The organism is Streptomyces cinnabarinus, assembly GCF_027270315.1.
Lineage (GTDB): Bacteria > Actinomycetota > Actinomycetes > Streptomycetales > Streptomycetaceae > Streptomyces > Streptomyces cinnabarinus.
Genome location: NZ_CP114413.1, coordinates 6,993,344 through 7,016,780 on the forward strand (window position 1 = coordinate 6,993,344; position 23,437 = coordinate 7,016,780).

The 23,437-nt window shown below is 72.7% G+C and carries 20 protein-coding genes; 1 reads left to right on the plus strand and 19 read right to left on the minus strand.

What is annotated here, in order from left to right; genetic code table 11:
- Positions 1-109 precede the first annotated feature (109 nt).
- The 19 genes from STRCI_RS31715 to STRCI_RS31800 all read right to left on the minus strand — a co-directional run bounded on the left by STRCI_RS31715 (position 110) and on the right by STRCI_RS31800 (position 22,188).
- Positions 110-1,747, minus strand: a complete 1,638-nt coding sequence (locus tag STRCI_RS31715) for a TRAFAC clade GTPase domain-containing protein (protein WP_269662378.1) — start codon at positions 1,745-1,747, stop codon at positions 110-112.
- Positions 1,744-4,245, minus strand: a complete 2,502-nt coding sequence (locus tag STRCI_RS31720) for a GTPase-associated protein 1-related protein (protein WP_269662379.1) — start codon at positions 4,243-4,245, stop codon at positions 1,744-1,746. Before STRCI_RS31720 ends, STRCI_RS31715 begins: the two co-directional genes overlap by 4 nt.
- On the minus strand, positions 4,242-5,483 hold the full coding sequence (locus STRCI_RS31725; protein ID WP_269662380.1) for a TRAFAC clade GTPase domain-containing protein: 1,242 nt from the start codon (positions 5,481-5,483) through the stop codon (positions 4,242-4,244). Before STRCI_RS31725 ends, STRCI_RS31720 begins: the two co-directional genes overlap by 4 nt.
- A 2-nt stretch (positions 5,484-5,485) precedes the next feature.
- On the minus strand, positions 5,486-7,591 hold the full coding sequence (locus STRCI_RS31730) for a hypothetical protein (RefSeq protein ID WP_269662381.1): 2,106 nt from the start codon (positions 7,589-7,591) through the stop codon (positions 5,486-5,488).
- Between the two features lie 98 nt (positions 7,592-7,689).
- A complete protein-coding gene (locus STRCI_RS31735) occupies positions 7,690-8,430 on the minus strand; it encodes a sirohydrochlorin chelatase (RefSeq protein WP_269662382.1) in 741 nt (246 codons plus the stop codon).
- Positions 8,431-8,435: 5 nt separating this feature from the next.
- Positions 8,436-9,323 carry an ABC transporter permease gene (locus STRCI_RS31740; RefSeq protein WP_269662383.1) on the minus strand — a complete coding sequence of 296 codons (888 nt, stop codon included), beginning with the start codon at positions 9,321-9,323 and terminating at the stop codon, positions 8,436-8,438.
- Entirely contained in the window at positions 9,310-10,098 is a 789-nt protein-coding gene (locus STRCI_RS31745; protein ID WP_269657090.1) for an ABC transporter ATP-binding protein, read from the minus strand. The genes STRCI_RS31740 and STRCI_RS31745 overlap by 14 nt, the downstream gene beginning before the upstream one ends.
- Before the next feature lie 32 nt (positions 10,099-10,130).
- Positions 10,131-11,234: an aliphatic sulfonate ABC transporter substrate-binding protein gene (locus STRCI_RS31750; protein WP_269662384.1), complete on the minus strand. Its 1,104-nt coding sequence runs from the start codon at positions 11,232-11,234 to the stop codon at positions 10,131-10,133.
- Between the two features lie 128 nt (positions 11,235-11,362).
- On the minus strand, positions 11,363-12,691 hold the full coding sequence (locus tag STRCI_RS31755; protein ID WP_269662385.1) for a sulfate adenylyltransferase subunit 1: 1,329 nt from the start codon (positions 12,689-12,691) through the stop codon (positions 11,363-11,365).
- Positions 12,692-12,693: 2 nt separating this feature from the next.
- On the minus strand, positions 12,694-13,632 hold the full coding sequence (gene cysD / locus STRCI_RS31760; RefSeq protein WP_269662386.1) for a sulfate adenylyltransferase subunit CysD: 939 nt from the start codon (positions 13,630-13,632) through the stop codon (positions 12,694-12,696).
- The gene (gene cysC, locus STRCI_RS31765) at positions 13,629-14,204 is read right to left on the minus strand and encodes an adenylyl-sulfate kinase (RefSeq protein WP_269662387.1); all 576 of its coding nucleotides are present in this window, start codon (positions 14,202-14,204) and stop codon (positions 13,629-13,631) included. Before cysC ends, cysD begins: the two co-directional genes overlap by 4 nt.
- A complete protein-coding gene (locus STRCI_RS31770) occupies positions 14,201-14,911 on the minus strand; it encodes a phosphoadenylyl-sulfate reductase (RefSeq protein ID WP_269662388.1) in 711 nt (236 codons plus the stop codon). The genes cysC and STRCI_RS31770 overlap by 4 nt, the downstream gene beginning before the upstream one ends.
- Positions 14,908-15,087, minus strand: a complete 180-nt coding sequence (locus tag STRCI_RS31775) for a hypothetical protein (RefSeq protein WP_015656997.1) — start codon at positions 15,085-15,087, stop codon at positions 14,908-14,910. The genes STRCI_RS31770 and STRCI_RS31775 overlap by 4 nt, the downstream gene beginning before the upstream one ends.
- Positions 15,084-16,781, minus strand: a complete 1,698-nt coding sequence (locus tag STRCI_RS31780; protein WP_269662389.1) for a nitrite/sulfite reductase — start codon at positions 16,779-16,781, stop codon at positions 15,084-15,086. The genes STRCI_RS31775 and STRCI_RS31780 overlap by 4 nt, the downstream gene beginning before the upstream one ends.
- Positions 16,782-16,909: 128 nt before the next feature.
- Positions 16,910-16,993, minus strand: a complete 84-nt coding sequence (locus tag STRCI_RS43410; protein WP_310591794.1) for a putative leader peptide — start codon at positions 16,991-16,993, stop codon at positions 16,910-16,912.
- 125 nt (positions 16,994-17,118) lie between these two features.
- A complete protein-coding gene (locus tag STRCI_RS31785; RefSeq protein ID WP_269662390.1) occupies positions 17,119-17,691 on the minus strand; it encodes a GNAT family N-acetyltransferase in 573 nt (190 codons plus the stop codon).
- A 17-nt stretch (positions 17,692-17,708) separates the two neighbouring features.
- Positions 17,709-18,872, minus strand: a complete 1,164-nt coding sequence (locus tag STRCI_RS31790; protein ID WP_269662391.1) for a hypothetical protein — start codon at positions 18,870-18,872, stop codon at positions 17,709-17,711.
- Between the two features lie 150 nt (positions 18,873-19,022).
- Positions 19,023-20,285 carry a GAF domain-containing protein gene (locus STRCI_RS31795; protein ID WP_418953394.1) on the minus strand — a complete coding sequence of 421 codons (1,263 nt, stop codon included), beginning with the start codon at positions 20,283-20,285 and terminating at the stop codon, positions 19,023-19,025.
- A 262-nt stretch (positions 20,286-20,547) separates the two neighbouring features.
- On the minus strand, positions 20,548-22,188 hold the full coding sequence (locus tag STRCI_RS31800; protein ID WP_269662393.1) for an acyl-CoA dehydrogenase family protein: 1,641 nt from the start codon (positions 22,186-22,188) through the stop codon (positions 20,548-20,550).
- Between the two features lie 98 nt (positions 22,189-22,286).
- On the opposite strand from STRCI_RS31800, the gene STRCI_RS31805 reads away from it, so the two are divergent.
- Entirely contained in the window at positions 22,287-23,435 is a 1,149-nt protein-coding gene (locus STRCI_RS31805) for a YihY/virulence factor BrkB family protein (protein ID WP_269662394.1), read from the plus strand.
- The last annotated feature ends 2 nt before the right edge of the window (positions 23,436-23,437 follow it).

Below are 23,437 nucleotides of genomic sequence, written 5' to 3' on the forward strand. Positions count from 1 at the left end.
AGCAGCCAGTGCGCCAGCCCCACCAGGCCGAGCACCGTCAGCACGACGGAGGCGACGAACACGCCTGCCATGGCCCGCCGCCAGCGCCCGATGGACGGGGTCACCTGGGTCATGCCGGGGTCCTCTCACGGTCACGGAGGCCGCGCAGCCGGATCCTGCGCTCCCTGGGTCCCGCCGTGCCGCCCGGCCCGGCCAGCGCTCCGGTGCGCAGTCCCGAGGCGGCGAGCAGCCACAGCACCGGCTCGGCCGCCCGGCGCTGCTCGCTCTCCAGGGCCCCGGCGCCGGTGGCGGCCCGGGCACTGACCGCCCAGTAGCGGGCCGCCCGGAAGTCGCCCCCGAGGATCCGGACCAGCGGATCGAGCCCGATCTCCGTCAGCCACTTGTCGACCTCGGCGCCCGGTACGGCCAGGGAGGTCAGCTGGTCCAGGACGTCCCGCTTGGTGACGACGGTGGCCACGGACAGCCGCTTGCGCCGCCCGGTCAGTGCCTGGAGTTCGCCCGCCAGCCGCTGGTAGGTGTCCCACGGCCCCTGCGCCGAGGGCCGGGCCGCCTTGGCCCGTGCGAGGTCGTCCGTGCCGAGCCTGCCGCGCACCTTGGCGTCGGCCAGGACGTCCGCGACGAGGACGACTCCGTCGGCGTGCTGGAGGTAGGGCTGGGCGCGCACCCGGTCGGCCTCGCTGACCGACTCGCCCATCGGGTCGTAGAGATAGAGCAGCCGACGGCGGCGCCCCCGGGTGACCGTCAGCATCAGGGCGCGCGGCTGGCCGCCGGTGGTCGCGCGGGCCCAACCGGTCTGCTGGAGCTCCTGACCGAGGTCGTTCGCGGCGGTCCGGTCGTCGGCCGAGGCGTACTCGACGGTGAGCTCGCCGCGCCGCGCGAACGCGTGCAGCCCCTCCACCATCGCCGCCATCAGCATCGTCTTGCCGGAGGAGGTGCCGCCGATCAGCGGCGTGTGCACCACCCGGGTGGAGCCGGTGACCTCCGGCAACCGCCGGGCGCAGTACGGGCACTGGGCCGTCAGCGCCCCGCGCTTGGCGAACCGGGTCGTCGGCAGCCGGCGCCCGCAGGTGCACCGGTGCCACAGCAGGCCGTAGCGGCCGGGTCGCAGCGAGCCGTGTTCGGCGTCGCAGCCGGGGCAGCGGTGCACGGCCAGCGGTACGGGCCGGTAGCACTGCGGGTAGGGGCACTTGACGCGCACTCCCCGGGCCAGCTCCCACGCCCGCTCGGCGCCCCGCAGCACCGGTACGGTCGCCGCGCAGCCCAGCCAGATCAGGGCGAGCAGCAGGGTGAACGTCACGAGGAAGAGCCCGAGCAGCAAGGTGGCCAGGGCGGTGCCCACGAGCGCGCCCGCCGCCGTGCCCGGGGCCACGAACACGACCAGCAGCACCGCACCGGCCGGGGAGGAGGCGCGCGACCCCGAGGGCAGGCGGCCGCGGAACAGGTTCCTGCCGGTCCGCTCCAGCCACGGGTCGGCGAGCGTGGTCCACATGACGACGACGCCGTAGCTCGCGGCGCTCAGCCCGTCGGACCACATCTGCCGCCACCAGTAGACGAGCGGGGCGGGTTCGTCGCCGCCGACGGCTGGGATCCGCCGGTCGGGGCGGCCCGTGCGCCACGGCCCGAGGCCCTGCCAGACCCCCCGCACCCCGAGCCCGAGGAACTCCCACATCACCCGGCCCATGCCGACGCCCAGGGCGATCAGACCGCACCACGCGAAGTAGCCCCACACCACCGTCATGGCGGTCATCGGCGGCCTCCCCGGTACGGCGGCTCCACGTCCCCGGGCCAGGCGGCGCCCGGCTCCGCGCGCTTCCCGCGCCCGGACAGCCGCCCCGCGAGCCGCCCCAGCGCGCCGGGCCGGTTCCAGGCCCGGAACGCGTCGAGCTTGCCCCGCCCGGCCCGCCCGAGCGCCGCCTCCACCGCGGCCACGTCCTCGGCGGGCAGCGCCTTCACGATCGGCCGCAACACCTTGGCCAGCAGCGCGGAACTGGTCTCGTCCCAGGCGGGATGGGTGCCGGAGTAGGCGCTCCACGCGCAGTAGCAGGCGGCGACGTAGGACGGGACGACCCGCAGCCGGTCGCCCACCCGGGAGGAGCGCGCCGCGCGTTCGTACGCGGCCAGCAGTCGCGGCTCGCCGGACCTGGCCAGGGCGTACAGCTCGCTCTCCGGTGTCGAGGAGTCCAGCAGCCGCTCCGCGAGAGCGTCGCAGACGCGCCGCAGCACCGTGTCCGGCACCGGTTCGGCCGTGCCGTCGCGGAGCGTCAGCACATGGTCGACCCAGTTCTCGCCCTCGCCGGTGGTGCCCAGCAGTCCCGCGAACTCCAGCAGGAGCAGTGCCGGGCGATCGGCGGGCCGCAGCTCCGTGCTGAAGCTGCGCAGCAGATCGACGGCGAGATCCGGGACGTCGGGGTCGTCGGACGGCGCGGTGAGGGCGGCCTCGATCAGCACGTCCCTGGTCCCGGCGGCCTGATGCAGATCCGACCCCAGCTCGTTCAGGAGCAGGCTCGCCTCCTGTCCCGTCGGCAGCGTCCCGGCCCACACCAGGCGCAGCGCGGTCCGCAGTACGGCGGTGTCGGCGTGCGGGGACACCCCGGCCGTCCGCAGCACCCCGTGGAACCGGGCGAGCCGGTCGCCGCCGGGCTCCGCCAGCACGCACATCCGCAGATGGGGGAAGCCGGTGTGCAGCCCGACCGGCAGCCCCGACGCGGCCAGCGCCCGCGCCGCACCGGGCGGATCGGCCGCCGCCAACGCGTCCAGGGAGCCGAACAGCGCGATCCGCAGGGCGGGGTGCTCCTGCACGGCGTCCAGCAGCGCCGAGATCTCGATCCGGGGCGCGGGCGCCTCGACGGTCTCCGGCGCCGGCCGGGCGGGATGCCCCACGGGGTGCTCCTCGGCCACGGCCGACCGCTCCTCCGGGTCCACCTTCACCAGGGCGCGGGCCAGCCGCCCCGCCAGCTCGGGAAGCAGATCCTGGCAGTCGACGTCGAGCAGATCCGCGATCCGCAGCAGGGCGAGCGGACGTCCGTCGGCGGGCTGCGCGGCGTCCGCGATACCGGAACGCAGCGCGGGCGCCAGCCGGTGGGCCAGCTCGGCATGGGCCCGCGGGGTCAGCGACCCGGGGCGCAGCGCGGGCACCGGGCCGCCGCCGAGTACCGCGCTCGCCAGTACCTGCGCGGCCAGCGGCGCCGAGACGGCGGTGGGCACCTGTCCGTCCAGCCGCTCCAACAGGGCGGCGAGCGCGGCCGGTTCGTCGTCGTCCGCCGCGCCCTGGCACAGCCCCGCGATCAGCGCGCTCAGCGTGGCCTCGGACAGCGCCTGCCCGGCGGCCCACCGGGCCGCGGCCGCCCGGGCGTCGGACCGCAGGGTGATGCCCGCCGTCAGCGCCGCCACCGCCAGCGGCCCCAGTCCGTCCCCCGAGTCGCGGAACAGATCGGGCCGCCCCGCGGTCCAGATCCGGGCGCACAGCTCCGCCCAGGTGTCGGCGACCGGCTCCGACGGCGGCAGCCCCGTGCAGTCGTGCACCCGGTAGCGGTGATCCTGGGCGATCCGCTCCGACGACGGCACCGCCCCCACGATCTGCTGCCGGGCCTGCTGCGGACGGCGGGTGTACGTCGTGAAGGTCAGCCGGTGCGCCTGTTCGCGCGGCAGCACCGTGCAGGCGAGCGCGATCCACTGGGCGACGTCCGCGCTGTCGTGCTCCACGAGCACGATCTGACCGGCGCCCGGGTCCTGTGCCACCGCCCGCAGATCGGCGAAGAACGGCGCCAGCCAGGCGGCCCGGGACGCCGCGAACGAGACCAGCCCGTCCCGGCGCAGCAGCCCGGACGGTTCGAGCCGGTCGACGGGCCCGGGCCGCCCGTCCGTGGGCGTGCTGTCCGCCCAACGGGAGGACTCCCAGGCCGTGATGGGCAGCGCACCGTCCGGCAGCCGTGCCCCCGGCGGCAGATGCAGCGCGTGCGCGTGGAAGTTGCCCCAGCGCCCGGTGTAGTCCGCGCCGGTGTAGACGGAGCGACTCAACAGCCGCCCGCCGTCAGATAGTTCCGAGAAGGAGAAGGCCTTCGGGAAGCTCTTCAGCTGCTCCGCGTCCGGTCGGGCCGGGCAGTCGCGCGGCGGCTCGTAACCGATGAGCTGCTCCGCCTCCCGCAGCAGCCCCTGCGGCACCCCCGCGCTGACCGCGGTGAACCGGAAGCCCGAACCGTCCGGGCCCGGCGGCGCCGACGTGTAGTGCAGCTGGGCCAGGGTCACTTGACCCGCTCCTTCCCCGAAGTGCGGTGCACCGGCAGCAGTCCGCGCCGGGCCAGCAGCCACAGCAGCGGATCCTCCACCCGGACCGGCTGCGGACCGGATTTGGGCACGTCCGCCGGTGCCTCGGCGGGCGGTGGAGCGCCCAGCGCGGACAGCCCGAACAGGGCGAACTCGGCGAAGTCCAGCTCCAGTTGCCGCACGAGCGCGCCCGAGTCCCAGCCGGTGAGCAGGGAGCGGATCTCCTCGTGCACGCCGAGCCGGTCGTCCTCGTCGAGGGTGCCGTCCGGGTGCGGGGCGTTGCGCAGCACCGGGGAGTGCGGGTCGAGGAGCGGTCTGAGCATGTCGGTCTTGGTGACCGCCACCGCGATCGGGGTGGCCACCCGGCCCCGGGAACCGCCCTTGCCATGGGCGTGCAGCCGTCGGGCGAGGTCGGCGACGATCTGCTGCGGCGGGGTCTCCACCACGGGCAGCGGAGGACCGTCGTGGACCGGCAACCGGTCCCGCACCGAGCCGAGTTGCAGCGGGTCCACGAGCAGGACTATCCCGTCGGCGGCGCTGAGGTAGCGGGTGTAGCGGTCCATCGCCTCGGCACCCGCGAGATCCTCGCCCGCCGCGTCGAAGAAGACCAGCGCGGTGTGCCGGGTCCCGGAACCGAGACGGCCGCGCCGGGGCAGGCTGAGGCGGTACAGAAGCGGGTCGTTGAAGCCGAGCGCCGCCGGCCGGGTGGCGTCCGGCAGCCGCAGCCGCTCGTACAGGTCCTCCGCCATCTCCCGGTCCCGGATCTGTGTGCTCTGCCCCATCGCGGCCAGCGTCGCGTGATAGGCCTGGCCCACCCGGTGGTTCAACTCGTTGACCAGCACCGAGACATAGGTGCTCTTGCCCGACGCCTTCGCCCCGACCAGGGCGATGATCCGGCTGTCGTGGTCGCAGTAGTCGCTCGGCAGGTCGCTGTGGCAGGACCCGCACACCCGGGTCGTGGTGCCCACCCCGCACCCCGGGCACGGCACGCTGCTGCCCGCGCCGACCCGCCATCCGACCCTGCGGGGCGCGCCGAACACGGGCCCGCGCATCCGGGCGTTCGGCGGCACTCCCGGCCCCATGAACCCGGCCCAGACGTCGTCCCGTTCGGGACCGCAGGGTTTGCCGCCACGAACGCCGGTCGGCGTCATCAGACAGCGGTAGGGCAGCCTGGCCGCGGCGGAGCGGGCGAAGCAGTAGGGGCAGATCACGGTCGTCATGGTCAGCGCACCACCAGGGTCGCGGGGGACGGTTCTTCGAGTCGCACGGCGGCCGCGTGCTCGCCCAGCAGGAAGCCGCGCAAGGTGTACGGGGTCGGGAGCGGCGCGGCCGGCAGTTCCTGCTCGACCGTGCCGTGCCGGGTCAGATCGGTACCGGGGATACGCAGAACGGTCGTGCCGTCGGCGGCGCTGCGCGGCCGGAGCGTCCCACTGCGGGCGACACACACGAACTCGGGGACCTCCGGGCCGCCCGCACCACCGAGGGAGGACAGGGTGACCCTCAGCAGGGTACGGCCCTTGCCGAGGAACCGCCGCCGGTCGCGCACGAGTTGATAGCCGATGAAGGTGTCCGGCGGCAGCACGGTCTCGGCACCGGCCGCGGTCACGACCACCCCGTCCGGCGCCTGCGGCACGGCCGTGGCGCGCAGCCTCACCTCTCCCGGCCCCAGGCGCAGTCGCAGCCCGCCGCGCCGGTAGGCGTGCGCGGTGACGGTCCGCTCGCCGGCGCCGTCGGGACCCTCCCAGCGGACCATGAGCTGGTTCGTCGCCCCGGGCCAGTCCAGGAGGACCGAGACCGCCCCGTCGGGCAGCCGCCGGGCGGTGAGCCCGGTCACCGGCTGGAGCACCTCGACGTCGACCGCGGGCCCGGCCAGCGCCCGTTCGCCCAGTACGGCGACGGCGGCGACCCGGGAGTGCCCGGCGGCCGGTGAGGTCACGGCGGGCGGCAGTTCCGACGTCCGCAACTCCGCCCCGGGAAGCGGTGGTCGGCCCGGCCACACCACCAGGCGGACCTCGGCGCCCGCACCTCCGGTCCAGTCGAACCGTACGGTGTCGCCGTCGGGTGTGGCGGTGAGGGTGCGGACGGGATCGGGCCAGGGATGGACCGTGTGTGCGGCACGGACGCCGGGGGAGGGGACGAGCCGTCCGTCCGGCGTGCGGTAGTGGCACACGACCCGGAGGGTGTGGCGGCCGACCGGCAGCCCGGTCGAGGTGAAACCGTCGGCGCGGGTGTCCAACCGCGTCCCTCCGGCCAGCTCGACGGTCACCTCGGCGGCTCCCGGCGGCCGCCGCCAGGTTCCCGCGATCCGCCCCGGTCCGTCGGTCAGTGACAGCCCGGCCACCTCGGGCGCGAACAGCACCCGGTGCGACACCAGCGGGGGCCCGGACACCCGCCCGTCCTCCAGCGGGAACACGGCGTAGCGGACCGCGGTGCCGAGAGGTACGGCCGTGTCCCGGGCGGCGTCGGCGGGCACCTCGCGCACCCGGACCGCGCCCTGCTCCGTGCGGTACAGACACAGCAGCCGCCAGTCGGAGCCGGCGCGGTCCCAGTCCAACGCGATGTGATCCAGGGCGAGTTCGGCGCGCAACGGGGCTTCGGGTCCGGGCCGGTGCACCCGCACCAGGCCCCGCACGGCCCGTCTGTCATCGGCCGCCAGGTCCAGCGCGCGCAGATACCGCTCGCTCGCGATGTCCGCCGCGCCGCCCTCCTCGGCCCGGCGCGCCGCCGCGAGAGCCGCCTCGGCCTTCGCCGACCGGGCCTCCAGCGCGGTCCGTAACCGCTCCAGTCCCGGGTCGCCCTGCGGTAACCGCTCCACCAGGCCGCGCACCCGGTGCAGCCGACGCCGCTCCCAGGCGTCGGCCACCGACTCGGCCGCGTCCCGCTGCCGCCGGTCCAGCGTGGGCCGCAGCCCGGCCGCCGCCACCAGACCGGCCCGTTCGTCGGGATGCACGCCCAGCTCCGCGACGGGGCACGACTCCTGGAGCAGACAGATCAGTTGGTACAGCACGACCCGGCGCGGCCCCTGCGGATCACGCCGGTGCAGCCCCGCCAGCAGCTCCGCCACCCGAGCGGCGGGGGAGGCGGTACCGGCGAGGTCGTCCAGCAGGTCCGCGTCCACCCGTCGTCGGCCGCGCGGACCGGAGGGGACGTACAGGCCGTCCAGGACACGTAAGTCGCCCGCGGGGGCGAGCGCCTCGCCGAGGTGCCGTAATCCCGCCGCGTGCTGGGCGGCCGCGAGGTCGCCGTAACCGACGGCCAAGGGGCTCAACGGCAGCCCGGACAGGGCCCGCGGCAGGCCCAGAACATGCCCGAACTCACGACCCGCCACGCGAACTGCTCTCCCCCGCTCGTCCTCGAGGGACCATCCCAGCAGACAGCCGGGACAAGGGAGGCGCTTTTCCCGAATCCGACCAGGCGGGGACGGGCTCAGGCGCCCACGGCCGCCAGCACCGGTACCCGGGCCTCGTCGTAGCGCTCCAGCAGCAGTCGCGCCACCTCGGGAGCGGGGCCCAGCACCTCGGCCAGGACGTCCGCCCCGGCGGCGCCCCGCGCGATGCGGTCCGGGAGGAAGCCGGGGGCGAGGACGTACGGCGCGACGGCCACCCGTGCGCAGCCGAGGGCGCGCAGTTCGCGGACCGCGTCCTCGGTGCGGGGCAGGGATGCGGAGGCGAACGCGGGTCGCACGGCGCACCAACCGGTGTGCCGCCACTCCCGCGCGATTGCTGCGATCACCGCGCTCGCCTCCGGGTCGGTGGACCCCGCCGAGGCCAGCACGACCCCGGTCGAGGACTTGTCGGCGGGGGTGAGCCCCGCCTCGTACAGCCGTCGCTCCAGCGCCGTGAGCAGCAGCGGGGACGGTCCGAGCACCTCCGTCTGCCGGATGCGCAGCTGCGGCGGAGCGTCCCGCAGGACCGCGGGGATGTCGGCCTTCGCGTGGAAGGCGCGGGTCAGCAGCAGGGGCAGCGCGACCACGTCGCGCACGCCCTCGGCCGCCAGGGACTCCAGGACGCCCTGCACGGAGGGGATGTTGAAGTCCAGGAAGCCGGTCTCCACGCGCAGCCCGGGGCGCAGCGAGCGCACCCGCCGTACCAGGGCGTCCACGGTCGCGGCGTGCCGCGGGTCGCGGCTGCCGTGGGCGATGACGAGAAGAACCGGCGTGTGGCGCATGGGACTCACCTTCTCGCCAGCAGGCCGCGGCTGCGCAGGACCCGGCGCTCCAGCGGGCTGAAGATCAGCAGGTCGATGGCGATGCCGACGAGGAGGATGAGGAAGATGGCGAGGAAGACCTGGGACATGCTGGCGTTGTTGCGGCCGTTCTCCAGCAACTGGCCCAGGCCGACGCCGAGGTCGGGGGAGGAGGCGATGATCTCGGCGGCCATCAGTGAACGCCAGGAGAACGCCCAGCCCTGCTTCAGACCCGCCAGATAGCCCGGAAGCGCGCCCGGCATCACGATGTGCCAGGCACCCTTCAGACCGGTCGCGCCGAGGGTGCGTCCGGCGCGCAGGAACAGCGGGGGGATCTGGTCGATGCCCGCGACCAGGCCGTTGGCGATGGAGGGGACCGCGCCGAGCAGGATGACGGCGTACATCATCGAGTTGTTCAGCCCCAGCCACAGCACGGCCGGAGGAACCCAGGCCACCGAGGGGAGGGACTGGAGGCCGGAGAGGATCGGGCCGATGGCGGCCCGGATGAACTTCACCCGGGCGACGAGCAGGCCGAGCGGGGTGCCGATGGCGAGGGCGAACAGGAAGCCGAGCAGGCCGCGCGAGACGCTGGTCCAGATGTAGTCCAGCAGGGTGCCCTGGAGCCAGGCCGCCTGGACCTCGTCCCATACGGCGGACGGTGCGGGGAGCTTGTAGGCGGGGGCTATCTCGGCCCAGACCAGCAGCTGCCACACCACCAGCACCAGCGCGACCGCGGTGATCGGCGGCAGCACCTTGCGGAGGAGGGTCTCGCGCAGGGGGGTGCGGGTGGTCTGGACGGTGTCGAGGGCGTCGAGGCCGGCTTCGAGTCCGGCGAGGTCGTTGCCGTCCTTGGCGGTGGTGTCAGTGCTGGCCATGGCGGCGGATCTCCCCACGCAGTTCTTCGGTGATCTCGACGGACAGTTCGGCGACCTCGCTGTCCTCGATGCGGCGCGGGTGCGGGATGGAGACGGTCCATTCCCGGGCGATGCGTCCGGGGCGGGAGGACAGCAGCACCACCCGCTGGGCCAGGCGTACGGCCTCGCGGACGTTGTGGGTGACGAAGAGGACGGACAGGCCCGTCTCGCGCCAGATGCGGGTCAGTTCGTCGTGCAGGACGTCGCGGGTGATGGCGTCCAGCGCGGCGAACGGCTCGTCCATCAGGAGGAGTTTGCTGTCCTGGGCCAGGGCGCGGGCCAGGGCGACGCGCTGGCGCATACCGCCGGACAGTTCGTGCACCCGCTTGCCGTAGGCCCCGCCCAGGCGGACCAGGTCCAGCAGTTCCTCGGCCCGCGCGCGCCGCTCGGGCTTGGGGATGCCGCGGAGTTTGAGGGCGAGTTCGATGTTCTTGCCCGCGGTGAGCCAGGGGAAGAGGGCGTGTTCCTGGAACATCAGGGCCGGGCGGCCGTCGGTGGTGATGTCGCCCGCGCTGGGGCGGTCGAGTCCGGCGACGAGGTTGAGCAGGGTGGACTTGCCGCAGCCGGAGGCTCCCAGGAGGGTGACGAACTCGCCGGGTGCGACATCGAGGGTGATGTCGTCCAGGACGAGCTGCTGCCCGGCGGGGCCGCCGAAGGACTTCGAGACGTGGGTGATACGCGCGGCGTGCTCCACGGACGTGTCCGTGCCGACAGCCTTGGCGAGGGCGGTTGCCATGGTCGTCACCTCCTGGGAAATCGTCGGATCCGTTACTTGACGCCGAGACCGGCGTCGTCGGCCTCGGGTTCGCCCTCGGCTCTGAGGACCCTGTTCAGCGGTGCCAGGTCATAGATGCCGGTCAGGTCCGGCCGCTCCAGCAGACCCGCCTTGACGGCGTGCCGCGCCTGCGCGTCCAGCGTGGCGGCCAGCGGATCGTCGGTGAACCCGATGGACGGCCAGGCCGTGTCGATGACGTCGGCGGGCAGGGCCTTGCCGGTGTCCGTCGCCAACTGCGCGTTGGCCGCGGCCTTCGCCTCCTCCGGGTTGGCGTTGATCCACCGGTTGGCCTCGACGGAGGCCTTCAGCACCGCCTCCACGGCCTTGGGGTGCTCCTTGAGGAAGCTCTGCGACACGATCACGTTCGTGATCACGAACTCCTCGCCGGGCCACAGGTCGGCCTCGTCCAGCAGCACCTTCCCGCCCTCGGCGACCAGCTTCGAGGCGGTCGGCTCCGGCACCCAGGCGCCGTCGATCGACCCGGACCGGTAGAGGTCGGGCGTCACCTTGTTGTCGGAGCGGACGACGTCGACGTCACCCTTGCCGCTCTGCGCGTCGACCTTCCAGCCCTGCTCGGCGATCCAGTTGAGGAACGCCACGTCCTGGGTGTTGCCGAGCTGCGGAGTGGCGATCCGCTTGCCTCTGACGTCCTTCAGCGACTTGACCTTCTCCGGGTTCACCACCAGCTTCACGCCACCGGAGGCCGAGCCCGAGATGATCCGAAGGTTGGAACCGTCCGCCTTCACATAGCCGTTGATCGCGGGCGACGGCCCGATCCACCCGATGTCGATGGACCCCGAGTTCAGCGCCTCGATCTCCGAGGGACCGGCGTTGAACGCCGCGTACTTCGCCGTCGTACCGCCCAACTGCTCCTGGAAGATGCCCTCGTGCCGCCCCACCAGGGCGGTCGCGTGGGTGAGGTTCCCGAAGTAGCCGATCCGCACCGAGTCCAGACCGTCGACCTTCGCCGCCCCCGGGATCGCCTGCTCGGTGTTCTCCACGGCCTGGGAGCCGTAGCCGCAGGCGGCCGCGAGCGCGAGCAGCGGCAGCACGGCCAGTACCGCGAGGGCACGGCGCAGGGCGGGGGTGGCAGGCACGGGGAGGAGTTCCTCTCGACGACCCGGCTCGACGCCCTTACGAAGCGCGGCCGGGAGTACGGCGGATGTACGGGTACGGGATCAGCGCGGACATCGCGGCATCCCGCCCGGTGCGGTCGAGTTCATGATCAGAAGTCCCAGCCGTCGTCCTCGGCCTCGTCCTTGACGGGCTCCGGGGAGGCGAAGGACTCGCCGACCATGCCGGCGGTGAGCGTGGTGCCGTCGCTGGGGTCGATCAGGATGAACGAACCCGTGCGCCGTGAGTCGGCGTAGGAGTCGACCGGCAGCGGCTCGGCGGTCCGGATCTTCACCCGGCCGATGTCGTTGGCGACGAGCTGACCCGGGTGCGGGTGCAGGGACAGGTCGTCCAGCGTGAGCCGGGACGGGATGTCCTTCACGATCGCCTTGACCGTGCGGGTGCCGTGCTTGAGCAGCACCCGGTGGCCGACGGTGAGCGGCTGGTCGGCGACGTGGCACACGGTCGCCTCGATGTCCTGGGTGGTCGGCGGCGCGTCCTTGCTGGGCACGATCAGGTCGCCGCGCGAGATGTCGATGTCGTCCTCCAGCAGGAGGGTCACCGACTGGGCGGTCCAGGCGACGTCGACCGGCTCGCCGAGGACGTCGATGCCCGAGATCTTCGTGGCGCGGCCCGACGGCAACACGGTGACCTGCTCGCCGACCCGGAAGGAGCCCGCCGCGATCTGGCCCGCGTAACCGCGGTAGTCGGGGTGCTCGGCGGTCTGCGGCCGGATCACGTACTGCACGGGCAGCCGCGCGTGGCAGTGGCTCAGGTCGTGCGTGACGGGCACGGTCTCCAGGTGCTCCAGCACCGTCGGGCCGCCGTACCAGTCCATGTTCGCGGACGGCTCCACCACGTTGTCACCGGCGAGCGCCGAGATCGGGATCGCGGTGATCTCCGGGACGCCCAGCTCGGTCGCGTACGCCGTGAACTCCTCGGCGATGGCGGCGAACACGGACTCCTGGTACTCCACGAGGTCCATCTTGTTGACGGCGAGGACCACGTGCGGGACACGCAGCAGCGCGGCCAGCGCGGCGTGCCGACGGGTCTGCTCGACGACGCCGTTGCGGGCGTCGATGAGGATCACCGTCAGCTCGGCGGTGGAGGCGCCGGTGACCATGTTCCGCGTGTACTGCACATGGCCCGGGGTGTCGGCGAGGATGAACCGGCGCCGCGGGGTGGCGAAGTAGCGGTAGGCGACATCGATGGTGATGCCCTGCTCGCGCTCGGCGCGCAGCCCGTCGGTGAGCAGCGCGAGGTCGGGTGCGTCCTGGCCGCGGTTGCGGGAAGCGTGCTCGACGGCCTCCAGCTGGTCGGCGAGCACCGACTTGGAGTCGTGCAGCAGCCGGCCGACGAGCGTGGACTTGCCGTCGTCGACCGAACCGGCCGTGGCGAACCGCAGCAGGGTCGTCTCGGAGAGTTCCGTGGTGGTGCTCATGCTTAGAAGTACCCCTCGCGCTTACGGTCTTCCATCGCGGCCTCGGAGAGCTTGTCGTCCGCCCGGGTCGCGCCCCGCTCGGTGAGCCGGGACGCGGCGATCTCGGCGATGACCGCGTCCAGCGTGGTCGCGTCCGAGTCGACGGCGCCGGTGCAGGACATGTCGCCGACCGTGCGGTAGCGGACGAGCCGCTTCTCGACGGTCTCGCCCTCCTTCGGGCCGCCCCACTCACCGGCCGTCAGCCACATGCCGCTGCGGGCGAACACCTCACGCTCGTGCGCGAAGTAGATCTCGGGCAGCTCGATGCCCTCGCGGGCGATGTACTGCCAGACGTCCAGCTCGGTCCAGTTGGAGAGCGGGAAGACCCGCACGTGCTCACCGGGAGCGTGGCGGCCGTTGTACAGGTTCCACAGCTCGGGCCGCTGACGGCGCGGATCCCACTGGGAGAACTCGTCGCGCAGCGAGAACACCCGCTCCTTGGCGCGCGCCTTCTCCTCGTCGCGGCGCCCGCCGCCGAACACCGCGTCGAACTTCTCGCTCTGGATCTTCTCCGTGAGCGGCAGCGTCTGCAGCGGGTTGCGGGTGCCGTCGGCACGCTCCTTGAGCACGCCGCGGTCGATGTAGTCCTGCACGGAGGCGACATGCAGCCGCAGCCCGTGCTCGGCCACCGCGCGGTCGCGGTACTCCAGGACCTCGGGGAAGTTGTGCCCGGTGTCGACGTGCAGCAGCGAGAACGGCACCGGCGCGGGCGCGAACGCCTTCAGCGCCAGGTGCAGCATGACGATGGAGTCCTTGCCGCCGGAGAAGAGGATCACCGGCCGCTCGAACTCGCCCGCCACCTCGCGGAAGATGTGCACCGCCTCGGACTCCAGCGAGTCCAGGTGGGAGAGGGCGTACGGCGTGCGCGTGCCCTCCTCGACCGAGGAGACGGTCGTCGTCATGCCAGGCCCCTTTCGCTGAGCAGGGCGTACACGGCCGCCGCGGACTCCTGCACGGACTGGTTCTGCGACTCGATCCGCAGATCGGGCGACTCGGGCTCCTCGTACGGGTCATCGACCCCGGTCAGCCCGGACAGCGCGCCCGCCGCCTGCTTGGCGTACAGGCCCTTCACATCGCGTACGGAGCACACCTCGACCGGAGTGGCCACGTGCACCTCCAGGTACGCCGCCCCGCTCTCCTGGTGGCGCTTGCGCACCGCCTCGCGGCTGTCGGTGTACGGCGCGATCACCGGCACCAGCGCCTTGACGCCGTTACGGGCGAGCAGATCGGCGAGGAAGCCGATGCGCTGGACGTTGGTGTGCCGGTCCTCGCGGGTGAAGCCGAGGCCCGCGGAGATGAACTCGCGGATCTCGTCGCCGTCGAGCACCTCGACACGGTGGCCCTCCTCGCGCAGCCGGCCGGCCAGCTCGTACGCGATGGTGGTCTTGCCGGCGGACGGCAGACCCGTGAGCCAGACGGTGGCTCCGGTCGTCACGTGGTTCTCCTGATTCTCCGGAAACGGGGTCGTGGTCACAGATGCAGTCCGCACTCGGTCTTGGCGCGGCCCGCCCAGCGGCCGGCGCGCGCGTCCTCGCCCTCCAGGACACGCCGGGTGCAGGGGGCGCAGCCGACGGAGGCGTAGCCGTCCATCAGCAGCGGGTTGGTGAGGACGCCGTGCTCGGTGACATAGGCGTCCACGTCCTCCTGGGTCCACTTGGCGATCGGCGAGATCTTGACCTTCTGCCGCTTCTCGTCCCAGCCGACGACCGGGGTGTTCGCCCGGGTCGGGGACTCGTCGCGGCGCAGGCCCGTCGCCCACGCCCGGTAGCCCGTGAGGCCCTGCTCCAGCGGCTGGACCTTGCGCAGCTTGCAGCACAGGTCCGGATCGCGGTCGTGCAGCCGGGGGCCGTACTCCGCGTCCTGCTCGGCGACCGACTGACGCGGGGTGAGCGTGATGACGTTGACGTCCATCACCGCCTCTACCGCATCGCGTGTACCGATGGTTTCGGGAAAGTGATAGCCGGTGTCCAGAAACACCACGTCAACACCAGGCAACGCGCGGGAGGCGAGATGGGCGACCACCGCGTCCTCCATCGAGGAGGTCACACAGAAGCGCCGGCCGAAGGTGTCCGCCGCCCACTGGAGGATCTCCAGTGCGGAGGCGTCCTCCAGGTCGCGGCCCGCCTGCTCGGCGAGCGCCTTCAAGTCCTCGGTGGCGCGGTCTTCCTGAGTGGTCGTCATATCTCGTCTCCCCCTGCTTCGTTCTGCTGAAGGCCCCGGGCCAGCAGCCCGAGGAACTTCAACTGGAAGGCCCGGTTGCACGCCGCGCATTCCCACGCGCCGTGGCCCTGCTCGCTCGGACGCAGGTCCTCGTCACCGCAGTAGGGGCAGTAGAAGGGGGCGGCCCGCTCGCTCATGACAGGGCCTCCTCGGAGGCGCGCGCCGCCCAGGTGGCGAACCGCTCGCCGGCCTCGCGCTCGGCCTGGAACCGCTTCAGGACCCGCTCGACGTAGTCGGGCAGTTCCTCGGCCGTCACCTTCAGACCGCGCACCTTGCGGCCGAACCCGGCCTCCAGGCCGAGCGCGCCGCCCAGGTGCACCTGGTAGCCCTCGACCTGCTGCCCCTGGTCGTCGAGGACCAGCTGGCCCTTGAGACCGATGTCCGCGACCTGGATACGGGCGCAGGCGTTCGGGCAGCCGTTGATGTTGATGGTGAGCGGCTCGTCGAACTCCGGGATCCGGCGCTCCAGTTCATCGATCAGCGAGGCGCCGCGCGCCTTGGTCTCGACGATGGCGAGCTTGCAGTACTCGATGCCGGTGCAGGCCATGGTGCCGCGCCGGAACGGGGAGGGGCTGACCGTGAGGTCCAGCGCCTCCAGGCCCTCGACGAGCGAGTCGACCTGGCCCTCCTCGACGTCCAGCACGAGCATCTTCTGCTCGGCGGTGGTGCGCACCCGGCCCGAGCCGTGCGCCTCGGCCAGCTCGGCGATCTTCGTCAGGGTGGTGCCGTCCACGCGGCCCACGCGCGGGGCGAAACCGACGTAGAAGCGGCCGTCGTTCTGCCGGTGCACGCCGACGTGGTCGCGCCAGCGCTCGACGGGCTGGGCCGGGGCCGGGCCGTCGGTCAGCTTGCGCTGGAGGTACTCGTCCTCCAGGACCTGGCGGAACTTCTCCGGGCCCCAGTCGGCGACCAGGAACTTCAGCCGGGCGCGGGTGCGCAGCCGACGGTAGCCGTAGTCACGGAAGATCGAGATGACGCCCTCGTAGACGTCCGGGACCTCGTCGAGCGGGACCCAGGCGCCGAGCCGGACCCCGATCTTGGGGTTGGTGGACAGGCCGCCGCCGACCCAGAGGTCGAAGCCGGGGCCGTGCTCGGGGTGGTTCACCCCGACGAACGCGATGTCGTTGATCTCGTGCGCCACGTCCAGCAGCGGCGAGCCGGAGATCGCGGACTTGAACTTGCGGGGCAGGTTCGAGAACGCCGGGTTGCCGATGATCCGGCGCTGGATCTCGTCGATGGCCGAGGTGCCGTCGATGATCTCGTCGGCGGCGATCCCGGCGACCGGCGAGCCGAGGATCACACGGGGCGTGTCCCCGCACGCCTCGGTGGTGGACAGCCCGACCGCCTCCAGGCGGTTCCAGATCTCCGGCACGTCCTCGATCCGGATCCAGTGGTACTGGACGTTCTGCCGGTCGGTGATGTCGGCGGTGCCGCGCGCGAACTCCTGCGAGATCTCACCGACGACGCGGAGCTGCCGCGTGGTCAGCCGGCCGCCGTCGATGCGGACGCGCAGCATGAAGTACTCGTCGTCCAGCTCCTCCGGCTCCAGAACGGCGGTCTTGCCACCGTCGATGCCCTGGCGGCGCTGGGTGTACAGACCCCACCAGCGCATCCGGCCGCGCAGGTCGTTGGGGTCGATCGAGTCGAAGCCGCGCTTGGAGTAGATCGTCTCAATGCGTGTCCGCACATTGAGACCGTCGTCGTCCTTCTTGAACTGTTCGTTGCCGTTCAGCGGGGTGAAGTGCCCCGCGGCCCACTGGCCCTCGCCGCGGTGCCGGCTCACCTTGCGGCGCGGGCTCGCGGCGGCGGGGTTCTCAGGGGTGGCGGCCATGGTTGATACGTCCTTCGGGACAGGCGGGAAAGCGGCTCTGACCTGCGCACAGGCACACGACAGACGTGCGCGTCCTTGCGCGGGAAAGCAAGCAAAAGGGGAGATGCCGGGCGGTGCTGAATGTGCTCTCAGCGCGCCGGACAGATGGCGCTGGACATGCGGCCGAGGTCGACGTGCCGCCGACTCACCAAGGCAATTCCAGTTCCAGACATGACGGAAGCGTGTCACGGCGTTCTGGACACAGTCCAGCTTCGTCCATCATGCGGACACCCTTGTCTCGTAGAGCGAGACAAGGGTGTCCTTGGTCACATGGCGGGGAGATACCGCCTCGCGCAGGTCAGGCGGGGTATGCCCCCGGCCAGGGGCCCGGCGCGGACACCTCCGGCTGCTCCTCGACCTTGGTGTCGAACAGCTTGAAGCCGCGGCGCTGGTAATTGTCCATGGCGTGCTCGCCGTCGAGGCTGCAGGTGTGCAGCCACACCCGCTTGGTCACCGGCAGTCCGGGCCAGCGCTCGGCGAGGTCCCAGGCGCGGGCGGCGCCGTAGGAGAGCAGGTGGCCGCCGATGCGGCGGCCCCGGAAGGCGGGGAGCAGCCCGAAGTACTCGATCTCCACGACCCCGTCGTCCTGCGGGCTCAGCTCCACGTACCCGGCGGGCGTGCCCCGGTCGTGGGCGACCCAGGTCTCCACCCCGGGGCGGTCCAGGTGCTCCCGCCACTGGGCGTGGCTCCAGCCGAGCCGGTCGATCCAGCGGATGTCGCCGCCGACGGAGGCGTACAGGAAGCGGCTGAACTCGGGAGAGGGGACCTCGGAGCGGACGATCCGCACGTCACCCTCGGGGGCGGCGGCCGACAGCAGGTCGGCGGGGTCCGTCTGCTCCAGGGACCAGGTGGTCACGGGAATGTTGGGCATGCCGCCCAGGGAACCATCTAATCCAGCGATCTGTCGATCGAGCTCAGCGGCAGCGCGAACAGGGTCCGCCCCGACTGCGACCAGACCTCCCCGGTCTCCTGCCAGTAGGACAGGGAGGACGTCGACCCGCTCCAGCAGCGGTGGCTGTCATGGGCCCCGCAGTATGTGGCCCGCGCCTCGCTCGCGCCCTGCCGCCACAGCGTGCCGTGCTCCTCGCCGGCCTGTGTCACGTACCAGCGGGAGCGGTGCGACAGCACCCCGCCGGGCCCGTCCGCCCCCGAGCGGAACGCCTCGGTCGCCCTTCCGGTGGCGAGCAGGCCGGTGCGGCCCGGGTCGGCGCTGAAGGCGTACCGCCACAGCCGGTCGCCGCCGCGCGCCACCAGGCTGTCGGGCGAGGTGGTGCGGTCCAGGGAGAGGCCGACGGGGCTCGCTCCGGCCGGGCGGTACACGCCGACGGCGGGCAGGACGAACCGTGAACCGTCCGCCCCGGCCGCGCGCTGGACGCGGTGCATGTCGTGGACGTAGACGCCGTCCCGCGTGGTGACCAGCAGCTTGTCCTGGTACCAGACCATGCCGGAGACCGCCGTGCGCAGCGGGCGGTAGGCGCTGCCGTCGTCCGTGGGCACGGTGAGCCCGACCCAGGTGTAGCGGAGGCGGTCGAGTTCGGTGGCGTCGACGAACGCGACCCGGGAGGCCGTGCCGTCGGACCAGGCGGAGAGCAGAACGCGCCGCTCGCCCCAGCGGCCGTCATCGTCGGCGTCCCCGGAAGTGGTGACCGGCCCCGACCGCCAGCCGCGGGTGTCGGCGGCGTCCCAGCAGTAGGCGCGGGTGGCCTCGGGCGTTATCGGTAGCGCCGCGCGCTCGGCGGCCGTGCAGTCGGCCGGATCGCGCAGCGTGCGGTCGGCGTCGGCGAGCACCGTGTCGACCCCGACGGGTCGGCCCAGCCGGGTGGTGAGCCGGTCCAGGGACCGCTCGGGCACCAGGTCCTCGCTCAGCCTGAGGGTGCTCAGCTCGGCGCGGGAGGTGAGGGGCTTCAGCTCCCCGGGGTTGTCGTCGACCGTGGCCTGGGAGGCGCTGATCATGGTGGCGGCCGCGGTGAGCGCCAGGGCGGTGCCCGCCAGCACTCCGCGCAGTGCGCGGCCGCGCTTCTGCCGCCGGTGTCTGCCGCGCGTCCTGGTCATGACGTCCTCCCGAGGGCGAGCCAACTGCGCCTGATGGTCCGTGCGTTGATTCAGGAGCAGGTGGGTGACCCGTTAAGGGATGCTACGGCAGCGGGAGGGTGCCGCGGACGAAGACCTCGCAAATATGCGAAAGATGGCGTCCTGGGCACTTCAGCCGGTACGGCCCGCCGCCACCCCCGGCGCCGTCGAGTGCGGCAGCAGGTCGTGGGGGTTCTCGGGCAGCAGGACCTCGACCTCCGCCTCCTCGCAGAAACGATACGGCCGATGGTCCAGCAGCCCGCCCAGATAACGCCGTACGCGGGACATCTCGGCCCGGACCGTCACCGTGCGGCCCGCGTCGCCGAACATGTCCTCGGCCAGGCCCGCGGCGCCGCGGCCGCCCCGGTGCAGGGCCAGCAGATACAGCAACTCGGCGTGCCGGGGACTGAGTTCATGGCTCCAGGCACCCGCGGCGCCGGTCACCGTCAGCGACCAGCGGCGCGGCTGCGACAGATCCAGCACGATCCGGGTGCCCTCGCTCGGCACCGGCTCGTCGGCGGGCCGCAGCAGCCAGCCGCCCGCCAGCGGCTCCACCGCGCACAGCCCGAGCGGCGGCAGCCATCGGCGGCCCGCCGCGAGCGACTTGGGCAACGCGATCCGGCTGGCGTACGGCATGCCCGTCACCGCCGCGCACCAGCCGTCCCGGTCCACCACCAGCGCCCGCCCGGCCAGCCGGGACAGCACCGGGGCCGCCACCGCCCGCAGCTGCTCCAGCGAGGTCAGATGCAGCTCCCGCAGCCGGGCCTCGGCGAGCTTGGCCACCGTGTCCACCCAGGCCAGGGTCGCCGGATGCATGGTCTCCAGCGGTCCGCTGACGTCCACCACACCGATCAGCCGCCCGTCCCGCGGATCCGTGATCGGGGCACCGGCGCAGGTCCAGGTGGCATGGCTGCGGACGAAGTGCTCGGCGGCGAAGACCTGCACGGGGCGGCGCACCACGGCCGGGGTGCCCACGCCGTTGGTGCCGACGACGTCCTCCCGCCAGTCGGCGCCCAGCTCGAAGCCGAGCCCGTCGGCCTTGCGCAGCACCGGCGCGCTGCCCTCCCGCCACAGCACCCGCCCGTCCTCGTCGGCGACGACCATGATGTGGTGGGCGACGTCCGCGACCGACAGCAGCCCCTCGCGCAGCACCGGCAGCACATGCCGCAGCGTGGAGGACTCCCGGCGCCGCTGCACCTCCTCGCGGGAGAGCAGCCCGGAGCGGAAGTCATGGTCCGGGTCGACCCCGCTGCGCAGCATCCGGCCCCAGGACTGCTCGATCACCGGGCGCGGCGCGACGGGTCCGCGCTGTCCGGCGAGGGTGGCGTTGCGCATGTCCTTCAGCATCCGGGCCGCGCGCGCCGAGTCGACGGCGGCCAGCTGTGTCACGTCCATCGGTGACATCGCCACTGGTCCTCCCCGGGATGGTGCCGATTCCTGACTGGTCGTCTCATAGTGACTCGCATCCTCTGCGGAGGGACACAGTCCGCCCACAGCGGCCAATAAGTTGCAACCCCTTGCAACCCTGGTGGTCCGGCTTGGCCTGATTGAAACTTGAGCAACGCCGTCCCGAGCGGCGTTCGTGGCCTCGAACGGGCCTGCGAGGGGGTGGTGCCGTGTCGGCGCAGCACCACCCCCTCCATCTCGTCCACGCAGGTCATACGGGTCCGAGAGCACGAGCCCGATCGACCACGGCACCGAGCGCAAGGGTCGGCGGCAGCGTCCCGAAGGCCGCGCCCGAGTCCCCGCCCAGCCGCGACGCGCAGAACGCGTCGGCGACCTCCGATGGCGCGAACCGCACGAGCAGCGACCCCTGGAGCACCAGCGCGAGCCGCTCGGTCAGCCGCCGGGCCCGTCCCTCGACGCCCTCCAGGTCGGCGAGTTCGGTCAGCAGACCCTTGATCGCGCCGTCCAGCCGGTGATCGGCACCGCGTGCCCGGCCGATCTCCTGGAGACAGGCGTTCAGCGACTCCGGCTCCCGGCGCAGCGCCCGCAGCACATCCAGGGCCTGCACATTTCCCGCGCCCTCCCACACCGAGTTCAGCGGTGACTCCCGGACCAGCCGCGGCAGTCCGGACTCCTCGACATAGCCGTTGCCGCCCAGGCACTCGGCCGCCTCCACCGTCACCGGCGTGCAGCGTTTGGTCACCCAGTACTTGGCGGCCGGCACCGCGATCCGCAGCAGCGCCCGCTCCTGCTCGCCCCCGTCGTCGTAGGCCGCCGCGAGCCGCAGCCCGAGCGTGGTCGCCGCCTCGGACTCCAGGGCCAGATCGGCCAGGACATTGCGCATCAGCGGCTTGTCGACGAGCCTGCCGCCGAAGGCCACGCGGTGGTCGCAGTGGTGGATCGCCTGGGCCACGGCCTGCCGCATCAGGCCCGCCGACCCGAGCACACAGTCCAGCCGGGTCGCCGCCACCATCCCGATGATGGTGCGCACCCCGCGCCCCTCCTCGCCCACCCGGCGGGCCCAGGTCCCGTCGAACTCGACCTCCGCGGAGGCGTTGGACCGGTTGCCGAGCTTGTCCTTGAGCCGCTGGAGCCGGAAGGTGTTGCGGGTGGCGTCCTCCAGAACTCGCGGGACCAGGAAGCAGGTCAGGCCCCCCGGCGCCTGCGCGAGCACCAGGAACCCGTCGGACATCGGCGCGGAGCAGAACCACTTGTGCCCGGTCAGCTCGTAGGACTCGCCGTCCGGCAGCGGGCGCGCGGCCGTGGTGCCCGCCCGTACGTCACTGCCGCCCTGCTTCTCCGTCATCGCCATCCCGAACAGCGCCCCGGCCTTCAGCCGGGCCGGCCGCAGCTCGCGCTCGTAGAGCGTGGACGTCAGCCGCGGCTCCCACTCGGCGGCCAGGTCCGGGTCGGTGCGCAGCGCGGGCACCGCGGCGTGCGTCATCGACAGCGGACAGCCGCTGCCCGCCTCGACCTGCGTCCACACCAGGAACCCGGCCGCCCGCCGGACATGCCCGCCCGGCCGGTTCCAGGCCGACGTCAGCCCCGCCGCCACGCCCTTGCCGAGCAGCCGGTGCCACGCCGGATGGAAGTCGACCTCGTCGACGCGGTTGCCGTAGCGGTCGTGGGTGCGCAGCCGCGGCGGGTTCTCATCGGCCTGCGCCGCCCACTGCTGGAGCTGCGCCGAACCGGCCGACCGGCCGAGCCCCGACAGGTCCTCGTTCACCTCGTCGAGCAGCTCCGGGGCGAGATGTCGCTCGACGGCCTCGGTGAGCGCCCGGTCCGTGGTGTAGACGTCGTACCCGACCAGGGGCGGGGGCTGGTTCGTCACGGTGTGGGTGGTGCCGTCCATGGTGTGAACCTACCGTTCCGTATCGGACCGGTCATCTCACCGACGCGGCGGTCCCGGGGCGGGACGGGACAAGCCCTGATGGCGGATACCGTTAGGTCGTGCAGCCAGCAAGTGAATCCCCCCAGCGGCCGTCCGGCCGACTCCACCGGGCACGTGCCCTCTACCGGGACGTCTCCAAGCGCAGGACCGCCTGGCTGTTGCTCAAGGACACGGTCAACTCGTGCATCGAGTACCGGATCCTCGGTCTCGCCGCGGAGGCGGCCTTCTTCACGCTGCTGTCCGTCCCCCCGCTGCTGCTGAGCATGATCGGACTGCTCGGCTACGTCGACGACTGGACCGGCACGGACACCATCACCAGCCTGGAGGCCAACCTCATCGAGGCGTCCAGCACGGTCCTGTCCGACAAGGGCGTACGGCAGATCGCTCAGCCGATCCTCGACGACGTGATGAAGGGCGGCCGCCCCGACGTCATCTCCATCGGCTTCCTGTTCGCGCTGTGGTCGGGCTCCCGCGCGGTGAACGTCTTCATAGACACCATCACCGTCATGTACGGCCTCGACGGCGTCCGCGGCATCGTCAAGACCCGGCTGGTCGCCTTCGTGCTGTTCCTGGTCGCCCTGGTGATCGGCTCGATCGCGCTGCCGCTGATGGTGGCGGGCCCGGACGCGGTCCTCAACATCCTGCCGTGGTCGGAGACCCTCGTCCAAGTGCTGTACTGGCCGGTGGTCATCCTGCTGTCCGTCGCCTTCCTCACCACGCTGTACCACGTCTCCGTGCCCGTCCGCTCTCCGTGGATCGAGGACGTCCCCGGCGCACTGGTCGCCCTCGGCATGTGGGTCCTCGGCAGTTTCCTGCTGCGGATCTACCTCACCAACACCGTCGAGGGCGCCACGATCTACGGCTCGCTCGCCGCCGCGGTCGCCGTCCTGCTGTGGATCGGTGTCTCCGCGTTCGCGGTGCTCGTCGGGGCCGCGGTCAACGCGGCGATCGACCGGGTCTGGCCGGCCGCCGCCACGGCCGCCGCCCGCGACGCCAACGAGCGGCTGCGGCAGGCCCAGGTCGCCGAGTACGTGGCCCGCGCCGCCGCCTACCGCGAGGCCGCCGCCCAGGAGGACCCGGACGACCCCGACATGCCCTCGGAGTTCCCCGAGCGCTGGTCCCGCTTCCTGCCCCACGAGGACGTGACCTCCCGGCTGCGCACCCACGTCAGGAGCACCCACCCCCCGCACAAGCCGGACGGCCCCTGACC

Coding starts and splice junctions, on each gene's coding strand:
- STRCI_RS31795 (WP_418953394.1), bottom strand. CDS start 20,285: ATGGACGTGACACAGCTGGCCGCCGTCGACTCGGCGCGCGCGGCCCGG.
- STRCI_RS31725 (WP_269662380.1), bottom strand. CDS start 5,483: ATGACGACCGTGATCTGCCCCTACTGCTTCGCCCGCTCCGCCGCGGCC.
- cysD (WP_269662386.1), bottom strand. CDS start 13,632: ATGACGACGACCGTCTCCTCGGTCGAGGAGGGCACGCGCACGCCGTAC.
- STRCI_RS31740 (WP_269662383.1), bottom strand. CDS start 9,323: ATGGCCAGCACTGACACCACCGCCAAGGACGGCAACGACCTCGCCGGA.
- STRCI_RS31715 (WP_269662378.1), bottom strand. CDS start 1,747: ATGACCGCCATGACGGTGGTGTGGGGCTACTTCGCGTGGTGCGGTCTG.
- STRCI_RS31790 (WP_269662391.1), bottom strand. CDS start 18,872: ATGACCAGGACGCGCGGCAGACACCGGCGGCAGAAGCGCGGCCGCGCA.
- STRCI_RS31770 (WP_269662388.1), bottom strand. CDS start 14,911: ATGACGACCACTCAGGAAGACCGCGCCACCGAGGACTTGAAGGCGCTC.
- STRCI_RS31775 (WP_015656997.1), bottom strand. CDS start 15,087: ATGAGCGAGCGGGCCGCCCCCTTCTACTGCCCCTACTGCGGTGACGAG.
- STRCI_RS31780 (WP_269662389.1), bottom strand. CDS start 16,781: ATGGCCGCCACCCCTGAGAACCCCGCCGCCGCGAGCCCGCGCCGCAAG.
- STRCI_RS31800 (WP_269662393.1), bottom strand. CDS start 22,188: ATGGACGGCACCACCCACACCGTGACGAACCAGCCCCCGCCCCTGGTC.
- STRCI_RS43410 (WP_310591794.1), bottom strand. CDS start 16,993: ATGTCTGGAACTGGAATTGCCTTGGTGAGTCGGCGGCACGTCGACCTC.
- STRCI_RS31745 (WP_269657090.1), bottom strand. CDS start 10,098: ATGGCAACCGCCCTCGCCAAGGCTGTCGGCACGGACACGTCCGTGGAG.
- STRCI_RS31755 (WP_269662385.1), bottom strand. CDS start 12,691: ATGAGCACCACCACGGAACTCTCCGAGACGACCCTGCTGCGGTTCGCC.
- STRCI_RS31785 (WP_269662390.1), bottom strand. CDS start 17,691: ATGCCCAACATTCCCGTGACCACCTGGTCCCTGGAGCAGACGGACCCC.
- STRCI_RS31735 (WP_269662382.1), bottom strand. CDS start 8,430: ATGCGCCACACGCCGGTTCTTCTCGTCATCGCCCACGGCAGCCGCGAC.